The organism is Variovorax sp. 20P10.2.4, assembly GCF_058244205.1.
This window is the reverse complement of record NZ_JBZAYE010000020.1, coordinates 13,106-29,603: the sequence shown is the minus strand read 5'-3', so window position 1 is coordinate 29,603 and position 16,498 is coordinate 13,106. Positions and strand designations below refer to the sequence as shown.

General features: G+C 65.5%; 16 protein-coding genes and 1 tRNA gene. 13 read left to right on the top strand and 4 right to left on the bottom strand.

What is annotated here, in order from left to right; genetic code table 11:
* The first annotated feature begins 45 nt into the window (after positions 1-45).
* Positions 46-750, top strand: a complete 705-nt coding sequence (locus AC27VN_RS03760; protein ID WP_490875676.1) for an EthD domain-containing protein — start codon at positions 46-48, stop codon at positions 748-750.
* Between the two features lie 4 nt (positions 751-754).
* On the opposite strand, the gene AC27VN_RS03755 is transcribed toward AC27VN_RS03760, so the two are convergent.
* The gene (locus AC27VN_RS03755; protein ID WP_490875675.1) at positions 755-889 is read right to left on the bottom strand and encodes a hypothetical protein; all 135 of its coding nucleotides are present in this window, start codon (positions 887-889) and stop codon (positions 755-757) included.
* A gap of 186 nt (positions 890-1,075) precedes the next feature.
* Between AC27VN_RS03755 and AC27VN_RS03750 the strand changes: the two genes are divergently transcribed.
* Complete coding sequence (locus AC27VN_RS03750) at positions 1,076-2,593, top strand: glycosyltransferase family 39 protein (protein ID WP_490875674.1); 1,518 nt, start codon at positions 1,076-1,078, stop codon at positions 2,591-2,593.
* 375 nt (positions 2,594-2,968) lie between these two features.
* Here the strand turns inward: AC27VN_RS03750 and AC27VN_RS03745 are convergent.
* Together AC27VN_RS03745 and AC27VN_RS03740 are read right to left on the bottom strand one after the other, a co-directional pair.
* A tRNA-Arg gene (locus AC27VN_RS03745) sits at positions 2,969-3,043 on the bottom strand.
* Between the two features lie 58 nt (positions 3,044-3,101).
* Positions 3,102-3,341 (bottom strand): hypothetical protein, encoded by a 240-nt coding sequence (locus tag AC27VN_RS03740; protein ID WP_093347832.1) that lies wholly within the window; start codon positions 3,339-3,341, stop codon positions 3,102-3,104.
* 330 nt (positions 3,342-3,671) lie between these two features.
* Here AC27VN_RS03740 and AC27VN_RS03735 point away from each other — a divergent pair, with 330 nt between their 5' ends.
* The 4 genes from AC27VN_RS03735 to AC27VN_RS03720 all read left to right on the top strand — a co-directional run bounded on the left by AC27VN_RS03735 (position 3,672) and on the right by AC27VN_RS03720 (position 7,772).
* Positions 3,672-4,700, top strand: coding sequence for a Bug family tripartite tricarboxylate transporter substrate binding protein (locus AC27VN_RS03735; protein ID WP_093347829.1), 1,029 nt, complete (start codon positions 3,672-3,674; stop codon positions 4,698-4,700).
* Positions 4,701-4,842: 142 nt separating this feature from the next.
* A complete protein-coding gene (locus tag AC27VN_RS03730; protein WP_208513486.1) occupies positions 4,843-5,367 on the top strand; it encodes a tripartite tricarboxylate transporter TctB family protein in 525 nt (174 codons plus the stop codon).
* Positions 5,368-5,389: 22 nt separating this feature from the next.
* Positions 5,390-6,919, top strand: a complete 1,530-nt coding sequence (locus tag AC27VN_RS03725; RefSeq protein ID WP_093347823.1) for a tripartite tricarboxylate transporter permease — start codon at positions 5,390-5,392, stop codon at positions 6,917-6,919.
* A 16-nt stretch (positions 6,920-6,935) separates the two neighbouring features.
* Positions 6,936-7,772: a cytidylate kinase family protein gene (locus AC27VN_RS03720; protein ID WP_490875673.1), complete on the top strand. Its 837-nt coding sequence runs from the start codon at positions 6,936-6,938 to the stop codon at positions 7,770-7,772.
* Positions 7,773-7,778: 6 nt separating this feature from the next.
* Here AC27VN_RS03720 and AC27VN_RS03715 read toward each other — a convergent pair whose 3' ends face one another.
* On the bottom strand, positions 7,779-8,387 hold the full coding sequence (locus AC27VN_RS03715) for a Crp/Fnr family transcriptional regulator (RefSeq protein WP_093347817.1): 609 nt from the start codon (positions 8,385-8,387) through the stop codon (positions 7,779-7,781).
* Between the two features lie 156 nt (positions 8,388-8,543).
* Here AC27VN_RS03715 and oxc point away from each other — a divergent pair, with 156 nt between their 5' ends.
* The 7 genes from oxc to sucD all read left to right on the top strand — a co-directional run bounded on the left by oxc (position 8,544) and on the right by sucD (position 16,461).
* Positions 8,544-10,382: an oxalyl-CoA decarboxylase gene (gene oxc, locus AC27VN_RS03710; RefSeq protein ID WP_209543639.1), complete on the top strand. Its 1,839-nt coding sequence runs from the start codon at positions 8,544-8,546 to the stop codon at positions 10,380-10,382.
* Between the two features lie 25 nt (positions 10,383-10,407).
* Positions 10,408-11,661, top strand: a complete 1,254-nt coding sequence (gene frc / locus AC27VN_RS03705; RefSeq protein ID WP_296781790.1) for a formyl-CoA transferase — start codon at positions 10,408-10,410, stop codon at positions 11,659-11,661.
* A gap of 83 nt (positions 11,662-11,744) precedes the next feature.
* Positions 11,745-12,188 (top strand): PAS domain-containing protein, encoded by a 444-nt coding sequence (locus AC27VN_RS03700; protein WP_490875672.1) that lies wholly within the window; start codon positions 11,745-11,747, stop codon positions 12,186-12,188.
* Positions 12,185-13,432 carry a formyl-CoA transferase gene (gene frc / locus AC27VN_RS03695; RefSeq protein ID WP_490875671.1) on the top strand — a complete coding sequence of 416 codons (1,248 nt, stop codon included), beginning with the start codon at positions 12,185-12,187 and terminating at the stop codon, positions 13,430-13,432. Before AC27VN_RS03700 ends, frc (AC27VN_RS03695) begins: the two co-directional genes overlap by 4 nt.
* Before the next feature lie 253 nt (positions 13,433-13,685).
* Positions 13,686-14,018 carry an HAD family hydrolase gene (locus tag AC27VN_RS03690; RefSeq protein ID WP_057590858.1) on the top strand — a complete coding sequence of 111 codons (333 nt, stop codon included), beginning with the start codon at positions 13,686-13,688 and terminating at the stop codon, positions 14,016-14,018.
* Positions 14,019-14,053: 35 nt separating this feature from the next.
* On the top strand, positions 14,054-15,232 hold the full coding sequence (gene sucC, locus AC27VN_RS03685) for an ADP-forming succinate--CoA ligase subunit beta (RefSeq protein ID WP_398496882.1): 1,179 nt from the start codon (positions 14,054-14,056) through the stop codon (positions 15,230-15,232).
* 329 nt (positions 15,233-15,561) lie between these two features.
* Positions 15,562-16,461, top strand: coding sequence for a succinate--CoA ligase subunit alpha (gene sucD / locus AC27VN_RS03680; RefSeq protein ID WP_093347806.1), 900 nt, complete (start codon positions 15,562-15,564; stop codon positions 16,459-16,461).
* Positions 16,462-16,498: the final 37 nt, after the last annotated feature.

Here is a 16,498-nt window from a genome sequence, read left to right as displayed (position 1 = left end):
GGCCGAGGCGGCCGCCGCATCCAACGACAAGGAGACACCCCCACCATGACCGACGCCACGATTCCTTTGCGCATGGGCCTGATCCGCAAGAAGGCCGACTGGACCGACGAGGCCTTCCGCCATCACTGGCGCCACAGCCACGGCCCGCTGGTCGCGCAACTGCCCACCTTGCGCAGCTATCGCCAGAACCTCGTGACCGACCGGCTGCAGCGCGGCATCGACTTCGCGCGCGGCCCGTGGGACTTCGACGGCTTCTCGCAACTGGGTTTCGATGCCGCGGCGCAGGCGAACGCCGCCTTCACCGACGGCGAGCTCGCCGCGCGCATCCGCGAGGACGAGCGGCATTTCCTCGGCGGCCTGCACATCGTGAGCGTCGCGCAGAGCACCGTCATCGCGCCGCCGACCGGGCCGCACCGCCTGCTTAAGCGCATCTCGACCCTGCGCCGCCGCACCGACATCTCCGAGGACGACTTCCGCCGCGAGTGGAAGGTGCACGCCGACCACGTGCGCCAGATGCCCGGCGTGGGCGGCTACCGCCAGAACGTCGTGACCGCGCGCGAGTTCGACAAGGGCACGCCCTGCGGCTACGAGACGCTGGCCATCGACGGCATCGTCGAGCTGTGGTTCGAGAGCACCGACACGCTGGACGCCGCTTTCGGCTCGGCGCAGGGGCAGCGCACGATGGCGCATGCGAAGAGCTTTCTGGCGGAGATCACGGCGTTCGTAGTGGAGGAGTGGCGGGTGGTGTGAGGGCTCAGCGCGCAGCGGATTCGGTGGCCCCGATTTCCTCGAAGCCGCGCTCGCAGGTCTGCACGTCGTGTGCATTGAAGTTCCAGACGTTCCAGACGTGGAACCAGCGCGGATGTAGTTCGCGCAGGTCGACCGCCAACCTCGAGCTCGGTCGTCACACTGGTCCAATGAAAGGATGAGGTGTCTACAACTTTGGGAGGCCACGCTTTGTGGCCTCGATCCCAGAGTACATTTACATATGGACACGAATAGATGGAGCCGAGGGTACGCCTCTCTTTGGAGTGCGTTAGGCATTGCACTTCTGTTGCGAGGTGGTTTTCTCCTCATGCCGATTGGTGTGGTGGACCTCCGCTTCATTCCCGACGACACGTATTACACGCTCGCCATCGCAAGAAATCTCTCCTTGGGCAATGGGCCGATATCTAGTGGCGGTATTCTGACCAATGGTTTTCAGCCCCTCCTGGCATTTCTTGAGATGCCAGCATTCTGGCTGGGCATTGGTGCCGACGCGGCAATTGGGTGGGCGGTGGGGCTTGGGGTTGCATTCGATCTTCTTGCAATCGTCGTGCTCTGGAAACTCATCGATCGGACGCTAGGACGCATGGTGGCTGCAGTGGCAGGTGTGCTGTGGGCCAGCTCGGCATTGGCTACCCAAAACGCGTTGGGCGGGCTCGAAACAAGCATGGCACTTTGCTGCGGCCTAAGCGTGCTGCTTGCCTTTTGTGTCTATCGTGATCGACCGACAAGTCGGCAGGCAGTTGTCATCGGTATTGCATGCGGCTTGGCGTTACTTGCACGGATCGATCTTGCCGTACTGGTACTTGGGGTCGTCATTGTGGCAATCGTGGAAAAAAGACCGTGGCCACACCTGCTGACGGCAGCAGCCGTCGCATTGATCGTTTTGGCCCCGTGGTGGTCCTACTCTCTTGTCAAGTTTGGTGCTGTCGTGCCTCAAAGTGGCGCTGCGATTGTGGATTTGGTCCGGCTCAACACGGAGCCCAGCCCGCCGCTCTTGCAGAGAACTGGTTGGGCGCTCGGGTTCTTGGTGGGGTTGGGGGTAGGCGACTGGCGGTGGGCTCGCGAGTTTTTATACTTTTCACCCTTTTTGTCGGCCTGTCTGGCCGCGTTGATATCGATTGGCGGCATTGCCGCTCTTTGGGCTACTGCACGCGCTACGCGAAGTCGACCACTAACGGCTGGCGTGGCTTTTGCAATGTTCGTCGTGGGTTTTTACGTGAACCATGTGCCGGCACTATGGTTTTTCCATCGTTATCTCTATCCGGCGCAGCTTGCAGTCATCGTCTGCGTCGCAGCGCTGACAGCCGCTCTGATGCGCAGGGGGCACAGGGCGCAAGGTATAGCGCTGGCCTTTTTCAGCGTCGCCTTGGGGATAGCGCAAATCGGAACTTGGTATGTGGCGCCGATCGAGAATCTCTCATCGTGGTATCACGGGGCGAAGGGATATCGTTCTTCCACGGTCGTGATGCTCGAGTCAACTCCGCCCAGGGAAACGTTATGCGCATTTCAGTCCGGGGCTCTCGGCTATTTTGCAGCTGCAGCGCATCGCACCGATCTGAGAGTCGTGAATCTTGATGGGGTGGTGAACAAGGGGGCAAACGCGGCCATCAAACGGCTAGCTCTTTCGGAATATGCGTACGACGTGGGATGTACATACTTCGCGGATTGGAAAGTCAATGTTGACAGTCTGTACAGTCTGTCTCGGCACTCGCAGGTTTCTTTGAAGCTTGCGAGCGTCGCGGTAGGGCATCCGCAGGGCGCAGACCAATTCGTGCTCTATCGGATGGAATTTTCTCGAAGGAATTCTTCGACGTCAGTGCCGTGATCGCTGCATTGCAGGGCTCACACATTGACGCGCAGCGTGCTCAGCATCCCAATCCCTGCGCTCCTCGCGGTAGATCCGAGGCAGGGAATTTGTCGTCCAGACCCTGCAGTCCGTCTAGGTGCATACGGGCGTTGCTGCAGCAAGCAGGGAGGCGATAGTTCATCCGCAGGTCGCGTTCACAACTGCGTGCCGAGCCGAACGAACTTCAGCATAGAGGCAACAGGCGGAGCCTCTTTGTGCGCCGAAGCCTCGCGTTAAACGCCCTTGGCCCTTGGCAGATTTTGCGGAACCAATCGCCAGTACTGCCAACAGCGAGCGCGGTTGACCGGACTTGCCGCCGTACTCAGTCAGCGCCCACGCCTTGAACATCAATGCTGGTGCCTTCGACAGGAATCGAACCTGTATCTGAGTCTTAGGAGGACCCCGTTCTATCCATTGAACTACGAAGACGGTGGGCGGCTGGACTTTACCAGTTCGTCCGGTCCTTCCTGCGACAGCGCGTCAGCGCTCAGCGCAGCCCCACGCGCGAGGCGTGCCAGCGCAGGGCGGCGGCGCGGGCCGGGTCGGTGGCTTCGATGCGGTCGGCGCGGCGTTGCAGGGCGCGCATCTGCTCGACCTCGGCGATGACCTTGTTGGGGCTCAGCAGGGTGCCCAGCAGCATGTCGGCCTCGAAGGCCAGCCTCTTGAGGACGACCGTGGCGCGACGCAGCAGCTTCGCGGGGGCGGACGATCGGTCGAGGCTGGGCATGGCGGGAAGCTCCTGGGCATGGAAAGTGGACGGGGGCGTCGATTTTATAGGGTTAACCCGAATCCCCTGAGGAGGCGGGGTCGGGCCTCCCGAAGCGCCTCTCGCCAGCGCGCCGACCGCATCGCGCGAGCGGCCCGCGAGGCGTTGCGCAGGGCCCGCGCGCGCATCGCCGCGACCGATCGCGGGGTGGGCTTACCCCGATACGGAATCTTCAAAAAATTGACCGCGATCAAGCCGGCGCGTTTCGCGCACGCGCACCATCTGCGCTGTTCGGATCCGGCTCAGACTCACGAAAAAAAAGAGCGCACCCTCTACAGCAGGAGACAACAGATGAAGCATTTCATTCCGCGCCTCGGCGCGTGTCGCGCACGAGTCCTGGTCGCCACCGCCGCCGCCGCGGTGATGGCCGCCGCCACCCCCGCATGGGCCTGGGAACCCGCCAAGCCCGTCGAGTTCGTGATCCCCGCCGGCACCGGCGGCGGCGCCGACCAGATGGGCCGTTTGCTGCAAGGCATCGTCATCAAGTACAAGCTGATGAAGGAGCCGCTGATCGTCGTCAACAAGTCGGGCGGCGCGGGCGCCGAAGGCTTTCTCTCGGTGAAGGAAGCCAAGGGCGATCCGCACAAGATCATCATCTCGCTGTCGAACCTCTTCACCACGCCGATGGCCACGGGCGTGCCCTTCAACTGGAAGGACATGACGCCGGTGGCGATGCTGGCGCTCGACCAGTTCGTGCTGTGGACCAACGCCGAGCAGCCGTACAAGACCGCGGGCGAGTACGTGGCCGCGGTGAAGGCGGCGGGCCCGAACAAGTTCAAGATGGCCGGCACCGGCTCGAAGCAGGAAGACCAGATCATCACGGTCGCGCTCGAGAAGGCCACGGGCACCAAGTTCATCTACGTGCCCTTCAAGGGCGGCGGCGAAGTCGCGGTGCAGCTGGTGGGCGGCCACGTGAACTCCACCGTGAACAACCCGATCGAGGCGGTGGCGCAGTGGCGCGCGGGCAAGCTGCGCGCGCTGTGCGTGTTCGACGACGAGCGCATGCCGTTCAAGGCCAAGGTCACCGACACGCAGTCGTGGAACGACGTGCCCACCTGCAAGGAAGCGGGCGTGCCGGCCAAGTACACGATGCTGCGCGGCATCTTCATGGCACCGGGCGTCAAGCCCGAACAGCTGGCCTTCTACAAGGACCTGCTGACCAAGGTGATCGCCACGCCCGAGTGGAAGGAATACATGGAGAAGGGCGCCTTCAACCCGACCTTCATGACCGGCCCCGATTTCGAGAAGTGGCTCGCCAGCGCGGAAATCACGCACAAGACGCTGATGACCGAGGCCGGCTTCCTGGCCGCCAGCAAGTAACAGGCAAGAAGGCACCGGCGGCCGGGCGCGCCGCCGCGATGCATCGGACGACGTGAGCATGCGCCCGCGCGGGCGCGTGGCGTCGCGCCCGGTTTTCTTTCTCTCTCTCTCTCTCTCTCGACAACAACACGATGGGGGCTCCATGGAGCACGACGACAACGTATCCGACCCGGCCGCGCGCACGGGCGTGGCCACGAACAAGGTCGAGGCGGTGGTGGCACTGCTGCTGCTGGCGATCGGCCTGGTGGTGATCTTCGAAAGCCGCCGGCTCGGCGCGGGCTGGACCAGCGATGGCCCGGGCGCGGGCTACTTCCCGTTCTTCATCGGCCTGATCATCACGATCTCGGGCATCGGCATCCTCTACCAGTCGCTGCTGGGCAAGAACCGCAATACCGAGGTCTTCGTCGACCGCGAGCAGCTGCGGCGCGTGCTCTCGGTGCTGTTGCCGGCGGTGGTCTACGTGCTGGGCATCGCGCTGCTCGGCCTGTATGTGGCCTCGGCGGTCTACATCGCGCTGTTCATGGTGATCCTGGGCAAGTACTCCTGGGTCAAGGCCGCGATCGCGGCGCTGGCCGTGAACACGCTGTTCTTCTTCATGTTCGAGGTCTGGTTCAAGGTGCCGCTGTTCAAGGGCGCCCTGGATCCGCTCTCGTTCCTCGGCTACTGACACCTCACGGAGCACAAGCGAAATGGAAGAAATCGGTGCCCTGATGCAGGGCTTTTCGGTGATCCTGACACCGACCAACATCGGCCTGATGTTCGTCGGGATCATCCTGGGCGTGCTGATCGGCGTGCTGCCCGGACTGGGCGGCGCCAACGGCGTCGCGATCCTGCTGCCGCTCACGTTCACGATGTCGCCGACCTCGGCGATCATCATGCTGTCGTGCATCTACTGGGGGGCGTTGTTCGGCGGCGCCATCACCTCGGTGCTGTTCAACATCCCGGGCGAGCCCTGGTCGGTGGCCACCACCTTCGACGGCTACCCGATGGCGCAGCAGGGCCGCGCGGGCGCGGCGCTCACCACGGCCTTCACCTCGTCGTTCGTGGGCGCCTTCCTCGCGGTGGTGATGATCACCTTCCTCGCGCCGCTGGTGGCCAAGTTCGCGCTGAAGTTCGGCTCGCCCGAATTCTTCGCGGTCTACCTGCTGACCTTCTGCAGCTTCGTGGGCATGGGCAAGGGCTCGCCGTTCAAGATCCTGGCCTCGATGGCACTGGGCTTCGCGCTCGCCAGCGTGGGCATGGACACGGTCACGGGCCAGCTGCGCCTGACCTTCGGCCAGCCCGAGCTGATGCGCGGCTTCGACTTCCTGATCGCGGTGATCGGCCTGTTCGGCATCGGCGAGATCCTGCTGTCGATGGAAGAGGGCCTGAAGTTCTCGGGCAAGAGCGCGAAGATCGATCCGAAGGTGGTGCTGCAGACCTGGAAGCAGCTGCCGCAGTACTGGATGACCTCGCTGCGCAGCTCGCTGATCGGCATCTGGATGGGCATCACCCCGGGCGGCGCCACGCCGGCCTCGTTCATGGCCTACGGCCTGGCCAAGAAGATGTCCAAGCGCGGCTCGAAGTTCGGCACCGGCGAGGCCGAGGGCGTGGTCGCGCCCGAGACCGCGGCGCACGCGGCCGGCACCAGCGCGCTGCTGCCGATGCTGGCGCTCGGCATCCCGGGCTCGCCGACCGCGGCGGTGCTGCTGGGCGGCCTCTTGATCTGGGGCCTGCAGCCCGGACCGCTGCTGTTCGTCGAGCAGAAGGACTTCGTCTGGGGCCTGATCGCCAGCATGTACCTGGGCAACATCGTCGGCCTGATCGTGGTGCTGAGCACGGTGCCGCTGTTCGCCTCGATCCTGCGCATCCCGTTCTCGATCATCGCGCCGGTGATCATCGTGATCTGCGCGATCGGTGCCTACACGGTGCACAACGCGATGCTCGACATCTGGTTCATGCTGGGCTTCGGCGTCATCGGCTACCTGTTCAAGAAGCTCGACTTCCCGCTCGCGCCGCTGGTGCTGGCGCTGGTGCTCGGCGACAAGGCCGAGGACTCGTTCCGCCAGGCCATGCTGGTGTCGCAGGGCGACGTGATGATCATGTTCTCGAACCCGCTGGTCGGCGGCATCACCACCCTGGCGCTCACGCTGCTGTTCTGGCCGCTGATCTCCAAGCTGCTGGCGCTCTTCAAGCCGAAGAAGCCCGACGAGTTCGCCGTCGAGCGGCCGGTCGATTGAACCCGGAGGCCACGCCATGCCCGTCATCGCACTGACCCAGGAAATGGGATCGCTCGCCAAGGACGTGTCGGTTCAGCTCGCCGAGGAGATGGGGCTGGAATCGATGCGCCACGAGGTCATCGAGCGCGTCGCCGACCGCATGCAGGTTTCGACCAGCCTGATCGGCCGCCTGCGCGGCGGCAAGGCCGGTTTCGTCGAGCGGCTCACGACCGACCGGCGCAGCTTCGCGCTCTACACGGCCGAAGAACTGTTCGCGCTGGCCGACCGCGGCAACGTCGTGCTGCGCGGCTGGGGCGCCACCTGCCTGCTGCGGCCGGTGCCGCACGTGGTGTGCGTGCGCATCACGCGCTCGCTCAAGAAGCGCATCGACTGGCTGATGACGCACCTGGAGACCGACGACGCCGAGTTCGCCGAGGCCGAGATCCGGCGCAGCGACGAGGCGCACGCCGCGCGCATGCATGCGCAGTTCGGCGTGACCTGGGGCGACCCGGTGCTCTACGACCTGGTGCTCAACACCGACCGCCTCACGGTCGACAGCTGCGTGGCGCAGATCCGCGCGCTGGCGGCACGGCCCGAGTTCGCCGAGACCGCGCGCTCGCGCGCGCTGCTGGCCAACATGGCGCTGGCGGCGCGCGTGAAGGCGGCGCTCAAGGACGGCGCGGCCACGGCCGACATCCGCGTCACGGTGGAGGCCGACCACGGCCGCGTGAGCCTGCGCGGCATCGTGCTCGACGCGGACGAGCGCGCGCAGACCGAGGCCGTCACGGCGGCGGTAGAGGGCGTGGGCGCGGTGGACAACCAGCTGCGGCTGATGGCGACGACCCGGCGCTTCGCGTCGGCGAAGCAGACCTGAGCGGCCTCAGATCTTCCCGCGCTTGCGCAGCCGACTCAGGGTTTCTGCGGAGAGATTGAGGTAGGACGCGAGCTCCTTGCTCGGGATGCGGTCCACGAGCTCGGGGTGCTTGCGCAGGAAACGGTGCACCCGGCCCGGCGCGTCCAGCAGGTGCAGCGTGATGGTGTGCGCCATGATCTCGCTCATGCCGCGCATCACGAGGAACTCGAACAGTTCCTTGGTCTGGGGATGGCTCGCCAGGAAGGCGGTCCACTCCTTCAGCGGCAGGCTCGCCACGCGGGCCTTGGTGACGCAGACGATGCCGTAGGGCGTGGGCGTGCCCAGGCGCATGGCCGCGTAGCTGGTCTCCATGTCGTTCTCGTCGGCGAAGCGCAGGATCATCTCCTTGCCCTCCGGGTTGCTCACCACCCGCTTGAGGATGCCGTCGAGGATGAAGTACTGCTCCATCTCCCGCACCCCCTGGTGCAGCAGGAAATCGCCCTTGTTGCCGTCGACGATCACCAGGTGAGCCTCGAGCTCGGCGCGCTCGCCCTCGTTCAGGTCCTTGAGCAGGATGTTCTGCCGGAGCTGGGCGCGAATGATGTTCTTCTCCGGGTGGTTTTCCAACAACGTCATGGTCACCGTCTTGCTCGATTTCGTCGCCTGCGGCGCCGCTTCATCGGGGGTCGGCGCCGTTTTCGGGAAAGTTGACCGAGGTCAACGGCCGAAAGGATGGCCCGAATCATAGTCGCGGCTCGGGCCTCGGCCATTCACCCCAGCAGAAGGAGAGACATGTCTTCAGTTAGCACAGCCAAAGAGGCGGCCACGACGCTCGATGAGGCGATCAAGCCCAAGAGTCGGCCAGCCAACGGCGCCGCCGACGATCAGCAACTCGTCGCGCGCGCCCTCCAGCAGATGACGCAGGAAGCGCCGGAAGCGGAAACCACCGATGGTTTCCACCTGGTGATCGATGCGCTGAAGCTGAACGACATCGACACCATCTTCGCGCTGCCGGGCATCCCGATCACCGACCTGACCCGCATGGCGCAGGCCGAGGGCATGCGCGTGATCTCGTTCCGCCACGAGCAGCACGCCGGCAATGCCGCCGCTGCCGCCGGCTTCCTCACGCAGAAGCCCGGCATCTGCCTCACGGTGTCGGCGCCCGGCTTCCTCAACGGCCTGACCGCGCTGGCCAACGCCACCACCAACTGCTTCCCGATGATCCTGATCAGCGGCTCCAGCGAGCGCGAGATCGTCGACCTGCAGCAGGGCGACTACGAGGAGATGGACCAGCTGGCGATCGCCAAGCCGCTGTGCAAGGCCGCGTTCCGCGTGCTGCACGCCGAGGACATCGGCGTGGGCATCGCGCGCGCCATCCGCTCGGCCGTCTCGGGCCGCCCCGGCGGCGTGTACCTCGACCTGCCGGCCAAGCTGTTCGCGCAGACGATGGACGCCATCAAGGGCAAGAACTCGCTGATCAAGGTCATCGACCCCGCGCCGCGCCAGATCCCGGCCGCCGACGCCGTGCAGCGCGCGCTCGACCTGCTCAAGGGCGCGAAGCGCCCGCTGATCCTGCTGGGCAAGGGCGCCGCCTATGCCCAGGCCGATGCCGACATCCGCGCGCTGGTCGAGAAGACCGGCATTCCCTACCTGCCGATGTCGATGGCCAAGGGCCTGCTGCCCGACACGCATGCGCAATCGGCCGCCGCCGCGCGCTCCTACGTGCTGCAGGAAGCCGACGTGGTGCTGCTGGTGGGCGCGCGCCTGAACTGGCTGCTCTCGCACGGCAAGGGCAAGACCTGGGGCCAGGACAAGGGCGCCAAGCAGTTCATCCAGATCGACATCGCGCCGACCGAGATCGACAGCAATGTGGCGATCGCCGCGCCGGTGATCGGCGACATCGGCTCCTGCGTGGCCGCGCTGCTCGCGGGCATCGACGCCAAGTGGGCCAAGCCGCCGACCGAGTGGACCGGCGCCATCGCCGAGCGCAAGGACAAGAACCTGTCGAAGATGGCCGCCACGCTCGCCGCGCGTCCCTCGCCGATGAACTTCCAGAGCGCGCTCAGCGTGATCCGCGACCAGGTCAAGGCCCGGCCCGATGCGATCGTCGTCAACGAAGGCGCCAACACGCTGGACTTCGCGCGCAGCATCGTCGACATGTACGAGCCGCGCAAGCGCCTCGACGTGGGCACCTGGGGGATCATGGGCATCGGCATGGGCTTCGCGGTGGCCGCGGCCGTGGTCACGGGCAAGCCGGTGATCGCGATCGAGGGCGACAGCGCCTTCGGCTTCAGCGGCATGGAGGTCGAGACCATCTGCCGCTACAACCTGCCGATCTGCGTGATCGTGTTCAACAACAACGGCGTCTACCGCGGCACCGACGTGAACCCGAGCGGCACGCCCGACGTGGCGCCCACCGTGTTCGTGAAGAACGCGCGCTACGACAAGCTGATGGAGGCCTTCGGCGGCGTGGGCGTCCATGCGACCACCGCCGACGAGCTGCAGGCGGCCCTGACCGAGGCCGTCGCCACCGGCCGCCCGACCCTGATCAATGCCGTCATCGACGAGACCGCGGGCACCGAGAGCGGCCGCATCACCAGCCTCAATCCGGCCACGGCCAAGAAGAAGTGATTCCTTTCATTCCAGGAGATTCGACATGAGCAACAAACCTCTCAACGGCATCAAGATCATCGACTTCACGCACGTGCAAGCCGGTCCGGCCTGCACCCAGCTGCTGGCCTGGTTCGGCGCCGACGTGATCAAGGTCGAGCGCCCCGGCGCTGGCGACGTCACGCGCTCGCAGCTGCGCGACATCCCCGACGTGGACGCGCTGTACTTCACCATGCTCAACAGCAACAAGCGCTCGCTGACGCTGGACACCAAGCAGCCCGAGGGCAAGGTGGTGCTCGAGAAGCTGATCAAGGAATCGGACGTGCTGGTCGAGAACTTCGGCCCCGGTGCGCTCGACCGCATGGGCTTCAGCTGGGAACGCATCCAGGAACTGAACCCGAAGATGATCGTCGCCTCGGTCAAGGGCTTCAGCGACGGCCACCACTACGACGACCTGAAGGTCTACGAGAACGTCGCGCAGTGCGCGGGCGGTGCCGCCTCCACCACCGGCTTCTGGGACGGCCCGCCGACCGTGAGCGCCGCGGCGCTCGGCGACAGCAACACCGGCATGCACCTGGCGATCGGCATCCTCACGGCCATCATCGGCCGCGAGCAGACCGGCAAGGGCCAGCGCGTGGCCTGCTCGATGCAGGACGCCGTGCTCAACCTGTGCCGCGTGAAGATGCGCGACCAGCAGCGCCTGGACCGCCTGGGCTACCTCGAGGAATACCCGCAGTACCCGCACGGCACCTTCAGCGACGTGGTGCCGCGCGGCGGCAATGCCGGCGGCGGCGGCCAGCCGGGCTGGGTGCTCAAGTGCAAGGGCTGGGAGACCGACCCGAACGCCTACATCTACTTCACCGTGCAGGGCCATGCCTGGGCCCCGATCTGCGACGCCATCGGCAAGCCCGAGTGGAAGACCGATCCCGACTACATGACCGCCAAGGCACGCCAGCCGCACATCACCGACATCTTCGCGACCATCGAGGGCTGGCTGCAGGACAAGACCAAGTTCGAGGCGGTCGACATCCTGCGCAAATTCGACATCCCGTGCGCGCCGGTGCTGACGATGAAGGAACTGCTCAACGACGAATCGCTTCGCAAGAGCGGCTCGATCGTGGAAGTGCCGCACAAGGAACGCGGCACCTACTTCACCGTGGGCAGCCCGATCAAGTTCTCGGACCTCAAGCCCGAGATCACCGGTTCGCCGCTGCTGGGCGAACACACCGACGACGTGCTGGCCGAACTCGGCTACAGCCAACAGCAGATCGCCGCGCTGCACGAAGCGAAGGCAGTCTGACCCAGGCGTTCCCCCGGGGCTTTTCCAGTCCACGAAGCGCCGGGGGGCGCGGTATTTCGGATGCGTCGAGGCGGGAGGCCAGCATGCAAGCTTCAGTGGATTTCAGGCAGCTCGTCGAAGGGGCGGGCGATGCCATCATGGTGTGCGATGCGGCCGGGGCCATCGTTCTGTGGAACCCCGCGGCCGAACGCATCTTCGGCTTCACCGAGGCCGAGGCGCTGGGTCGCTCGCTCGACCTCATCATTCCCGAGCGCCAGCGGCAGCGCCACTGGGACGGCTACCACAAGACCATGGACACCGGCATCACCAAGTACGGTGCCGATCTGCTGCGCGTGCCGGCCCTGCACAAGGACGGCCGCACCTTGTCGATCGCCTTCACGGTGTCGATGCTGTTTTCGCCGGAACACCAAGTCTCGGGCATTGTCGCCATCGTCCGCGACGAGACAGCCCGATTTGCGGAAGAGCGCAAACTGCGCGCTCGTCTGCTAGAAGCGGAAACCACGATCAAAGAAGGAGACAGTCGATGAGTCAAGCGCTGGAGGGTGTCCGCATCCTCGATTTCACCCACGTGCAATCCGGCCCCACCTGCACGCAGCTGCTGGCCTGGTTCGGCGCCGACGTCATCAAGGTCGAGCGCGCCGGCGAAGGCGATGCCACGCGCGGCCAGCTGCGCGACATTCCCGGTGTGGACAGCCTCTACTTCACGATGCTGAACCACAACAAGCGCTCGATCACGCTCGACACCAAGAACCCCAAGGGGCGCCAGGTGCTCGACGAGCTGATCAAGACCTGCGACGTGCTGGTCGAGAACTTCGCGCCCGGCGCGCTCGACCGCATGGGCATCACCTGGGAACACATCCAGAAGCTCAACCCGCGCATGATCGTGGCCTCGGTCAAGGGCTTCGGTCCCGGCAAGTACGCCGACTGCAAGGTCTACGAGAACGTGGCGCAGTGCGCCGGCGGCGCGGCGTCGACCACCGGCTTCGAGGACGGCCCGCCGATGGTGACCGGCGCCCAGATCGGCGACAGCGGCACCGGCCTGCACCTCGCGCTCGGCATCCTGGCGGCGCTGTTCCAGCGCAACAGCACCGGCCGCGGCCAGAAGGTGCTGGCGCCGATGCAGGACGCAGTGCTCAACCTGTGCCGCGTGAAGATGCGCGACCAGCAGCGGCTGGAACGCACGGGCACCATGCACGAATACCCGCAGTACCCCGACGGCAAGTTCGGCGACGCGGTGCCGCGCGCGGGCAATGCCTCGGGCGGCGGCCAACCGGGCTCGATCCTCAAGTGCAAGGGCTGGGAGACCGACCCCAACGCCTACATCTACTTCATCACGCAGGCGGCCGTGTGGCCGGCGGTGTGCAACGTGATCGGCGAGGAAGGCTGGATCACCGACGAGGCCTACGCCACGCCGGCCGCGCGACTGCTGCACCTGAAGCCGATCTTCGCGCGCATCGAGCAATGGACCATGACCAAGGACAAGTTCGAGGCCATGGAGATCCTGAACCAGTACGACATTCCGTGCGGGCCGATCCTCTCGATGAAGGAGATCGCCGCCGACGAATCGCTGCGCGAGACCGGGACCATCGTCGAGGTCGACCATCCCACGCGCGGCAAGTACCTGACGGTGGGCAATCCGATCAAGCTGTCGGACAGCCCCACCGAGGTGAAGCGCTCGCCGCTCCTGGGCGAGCACACCGAGGAAGTGCTGATGCAACTGGGCTACGGCCTGGAAGACGTGGCGGCGCTGCGCGCCGAACGCGTGATCTGACGACGAAGAACGCGGCGCGGTAATTCCGCGCCAATTCGAACGAATCCGCAATCGATTTGCCAATGGCATGGCCGGCGGCGAAGGGATTCGTTCGTCTTCTCTCTTTGAATTGAATTGGAGTCATGCATAACTCCAAATGAATGCTCTCAATAAAATAGTTTGACTGTTATTTATCGTTCTGCACTTCTACAGTTTGAACATGCCGGCAAGTCATTCAATTCACCGCACGGCAGTCATTCGAAAGGAGCAGACCATGCAGAACCTCACGCCCGTTCAATACTGGCTCGATGAAACCGAACGCAATGCCTACAACGCCGCCTTCTACGAATTGGGCTTGCGCTGGCACTGGGACCGCCAGACCTATTGCGACCTGATGGGCACGGCGCAGGAACCCGAGAAGCGCATTGGCCATTATCTCGAGGCGAATCATCCGCATCTGCTGCGCGCCTACGACGCGGCATTCCTGGCCGATGCGATCGAACAGAAGAAGGAAGCCTACAAGCGGCGCGAAGGCGAAGGTTCCGCGCCGCTGTCGAAGCGCCATTTCAATTGGGCCGAATGCCGCGGTGCCGAACTCGGCGCCTGAATTGCAATTGAATAAATCAAATCACGGCTGATCCGATGAACATCCACGAATACCAGGGCAAGGAAGTGCTGCGCCGCCATGGCGTGGCGACGCCGCGCGGTTTCGTCTGCCGCACGAGCGACGAGGCGGCCGATGCCGCCGCCCGGCTCGGTGGGCGTTCGTGGGTGGTGAAGGCGCAGATCCACGCAGGCGGACGCGGCAAGGGCGGCGGGGTGAAGCTGGCCTGGTCGGGCGCGGAAGTGCGCCGCCATGCGCAGGCGCTGCTCGGCATGACGCTGCGCACGCACCAGACGGGACCCGAGGGCCGGGTGGTGAGACAGTTGCTGGTCGAGGAGGGGGTGGAGATCGACCAGGAGTTCTACCTCGGCATGGTGGTCGACCGCGGTGCGCGGCGCGTGGCGTTGATGGCATCGAGCGAAGGCGGGATGGACATCGAGGAGGTGGCCGCGCGCTCGCCCGAGAAGATCCACACGCTGTTCATCGACCCCGAGACGGGGATCAAGGCAACCGAGGCCGATGCGCTCGCACGCTCGATCGGGCTCGCGGGCCGCGACGTGGTGCAGGCGCGCGAGTTCATGCAGAAGCTCTACCAGGCCTTCGATGCGAGCGACGCTTCGCTGGCCGAGATCAACCCGCTGGTGCGCACGCGCGACGGCCGGTTGATGGCGCTCGATGCCAAGCTCAGCTTCGATCCGAACGCGCTGTTCCGCCAGCCCGAGATCGCCGCGATGCGCGACCTCGACGAGGAGGATCCGACGGAGATCGAAGCCTCGAAGTTCGACCTGTCGTACATCTCGCTCGACGGCGACATCGGCTGCCTGGTGAATGGCGCGGGCCTCGCGATGGCGACGATGGACGCGATCAAGCTCTATGGCGGATCGCCGGCCAACTTCCTCGACGTGGGCGGTGGCGCGAGCGTGGAGAAGGTCACCGCGGCCTTCCAGCTGATGTTGCGCAACCCGCGCCTGAAGGCGGTGCTGGTCAACATCTTCGGCGGCATCATGCGCTGCGACGTGATCGCCCACGGCATCGTCGCCGCGGCACGCGAGACGGCTCTGTCGGTGCCGCTGGTGGTGCGCATGAAGGGCACGAACGAGGACCTGGGGCGGACCATCCTCGCGCAGTCGGGGCTTCAGATCATCGGGGCCGAGGATATCGGCGAGGCGGCTCGGCAGGCGGTGGTCGTGGCTCGGGTTCCTAAGGGGCAGCGATGAACGTTGGACGAGCTTTTTGCCGTTCGTTGCGGGCACGCGCCGACGGGGTACTCCCCTCCGCGAATGTCCCCCGCCTTCGGCTCCTCCTTTATTTCGCTGCGGGGAGTACCCCATCGACGCGCGCCTGGACGCAGCGGTTGTTGAACCGCCGGCACCACCGCTGCGCTTCCCGTGCACAGGGCAGTGGGTGCTTCCCGCAGCGAAATAAAGGAGGAGCCCGAAGGGCGGGGGACATTCGCGGAGGGAAGTACCCGCTGTCCTGTGCACGCGCCCCGAACAGCCGTTCCAGCAAAACAAGAACGGACCTCACAGAGCGGTAAAGGAAAAAGATGTCGATCCTCATCAACCGCCACACCCGCGTCATCACGCAGGGCATCACCGGCAAGACCGGCCAGTTCCACACCCAGGCCTGCCTCGAGTACGGCCACGGTCGCCACTGCTTCGTCGCCGGCGTCAATCCGATGAAGGCCGGCCAGGCCATGGCCGGCATTCCCATCTACGGCACGGTCAAGGAAGCCAAGGCCCGCACCGGCGCCACCGTCTCGGTCATCTATGTGCCCCCGGCCTTCGCCGCCGCCGCCATCGATGAAGCCGTGGATGCCGAGCTCGACCTCGTGATCTGCATCACCGAGGGCATTCCGGTGCGCGACATGATCCGCACCCGCCGCCGCATGGAAGGGCGCAAGACCCTGCTGCTCGGGCCCAACTGTCCCGGCCTCATCGTGCCCGACGAGATCAAGATCGGCATCATGCCGGGCCACATCCACCAGCGCGGCCGCATCGGCGTGGTCTCGCGCTCGGGCACCCTGACCTACGAGGCCGCGAGCCAGCTCGGGCGCTTCGGCATCGGACAGTCGACCGTGGTCGGCATCGGTGGCGATCCGGTCGGCGGGCTGCGGCACATCGACGTGCTGAAGATGTTCAACGACGACCCGCGCACCGACGCCGTCATCATGGTCGGCGAGATCGGCGGCGATGCCGAGGAAGAGTGCGCGCGCTGGATCCATGCCCACATGCGCAAGCCCGTGGTCGGCTTCATCGCCGGCGCCAGCGCGCCGCCTGGCAAGCGCATGGGCCATGCGGGCGCCATCATTTCCGGCGGCAAGGGCACGGCGCAGGAGAAGCTCGCCGTCATGAAGGCCTGCGGCATCCACGTGACCGACAACCCGGCCGAGATGGGGAAGCTGCTGGCCTCGCTGGTCGTCCCCGACTACCTGCCGTTCGACTAGGCCCCGCACCCGCGCAGCGCCTGTCGGCCCACCCACA

What these genes read in the sequence shown, in the direction of transcription:
- AC27VN_RS03760 (WP_490875676.1), top strand. Translation starts at nt 46, where the DNA reads ATGACCGACGCCACGATTCCTTTGCGCATGGGCCTGATCCGCAAGAAG.
- AC27VN_RS03750 (WP_490875674.1), top strand. Translation starts at nt 1,076, where the DNA reads ATGCCGATTGGTGTGGTGGACCTCCGCTTCATTCCCGACGACACGTAT.
- AC27VN_RS03740 (WP_093347832.1), bottom strand. Translation starts at nt 3,341, where the DNA reads ATGCCCAGCCTCGACCGATCGTCCGCCCCCGCGAAGCTGCTGCGTCGC.
- AC27VN_RS03735 (WP_093347829.1), top strand. Translation starts at nt 3,672, where the DNA reads ATGAAGCATTTCATTCCGCGCCTCGGCGCGTGTCGCGCACGAGTCCTG.
- AC27VN_RS03730 (WP_208513486.1), top strand. Translation starts at nt 4,843, where the DNA reads ATGGAGCACGACGACAACGTATCCGACCCGGCCGCGCGCACGGGCGTG.
- AC27VN_RS03725 (WP_093347823.1), top strand. Translation starts at nt 5,390, where the DNA reads ATGGAAGAAATCGGTGCCCTGATGCAGGGCTTTTCGGTGATCCTGACA.
- AC27VN_RS03720 (WP_490875673.1), top strand. Translation starts at nt 6,936, where the DNA reads ATGCCCGTCATCGCACTGACCCAGGAAATGGGATCGCTCGCCAAGGAC.
- AC27VN_RS03715 (WP_093347817.1), bottom strand. Translation starts at nt 8,387, where the DNA reads ATGACGTTGTTGGAAAACCACCCGGAGAAGAACATCATTCGCGCCCAG.
- oxc (WP_209543639.1), top strand. Translation starts at nt 8,544, where the DNA reads ATGTCTTCAGTTAGCACAGCCAAAGAGGCGGCCACGACGCTCGATGAG.
- frc (WP_296781790.1), top strand. Translation starts at nt 10,408, where the DNA reads ATGAGCAACAAACCTCTCAACGGCATCAAGATCATCGACTTCACGCAC.
- AC27VN_RS03700 (WP_490875672.1), top strand. Translation starts at nt 11,745, where the DNA reads ATGCAAGCTTCAGTGGATTTCAGGCAGCTCGTCGAAGGGGCGGGCGAT.
- frc (WP_490875671.1), top strand. Translation starts at nt 12,185, where the DNA reads ATGAGTCAAGCGCTGGAGGGTGTCCGCATCCTCGATTTCACCCACGTG.
- AC27VN_RS03690 (WP_057590858.1), top strand. Translation starts at nt 13,686, where the DNA reads ATGCAGAACCTCACGCCCGTTCAATACTGGCTCGATGAAACCGAACGC.
- sucC (WP_398496882.1), top strand. Translation starts at nt 14,054, where the DNA reads ATGAACATCCACGAATACCAGGGCAAGGAAGTGCTGCGCCGCCATGGC.
- sucD (WP_093347806.1), top strand. Translation starts at nt 15,562, where the DNA reads ATGTCGATCCTCATCAACCGCCACACCCGCGTCATCACGCAGGGCATC.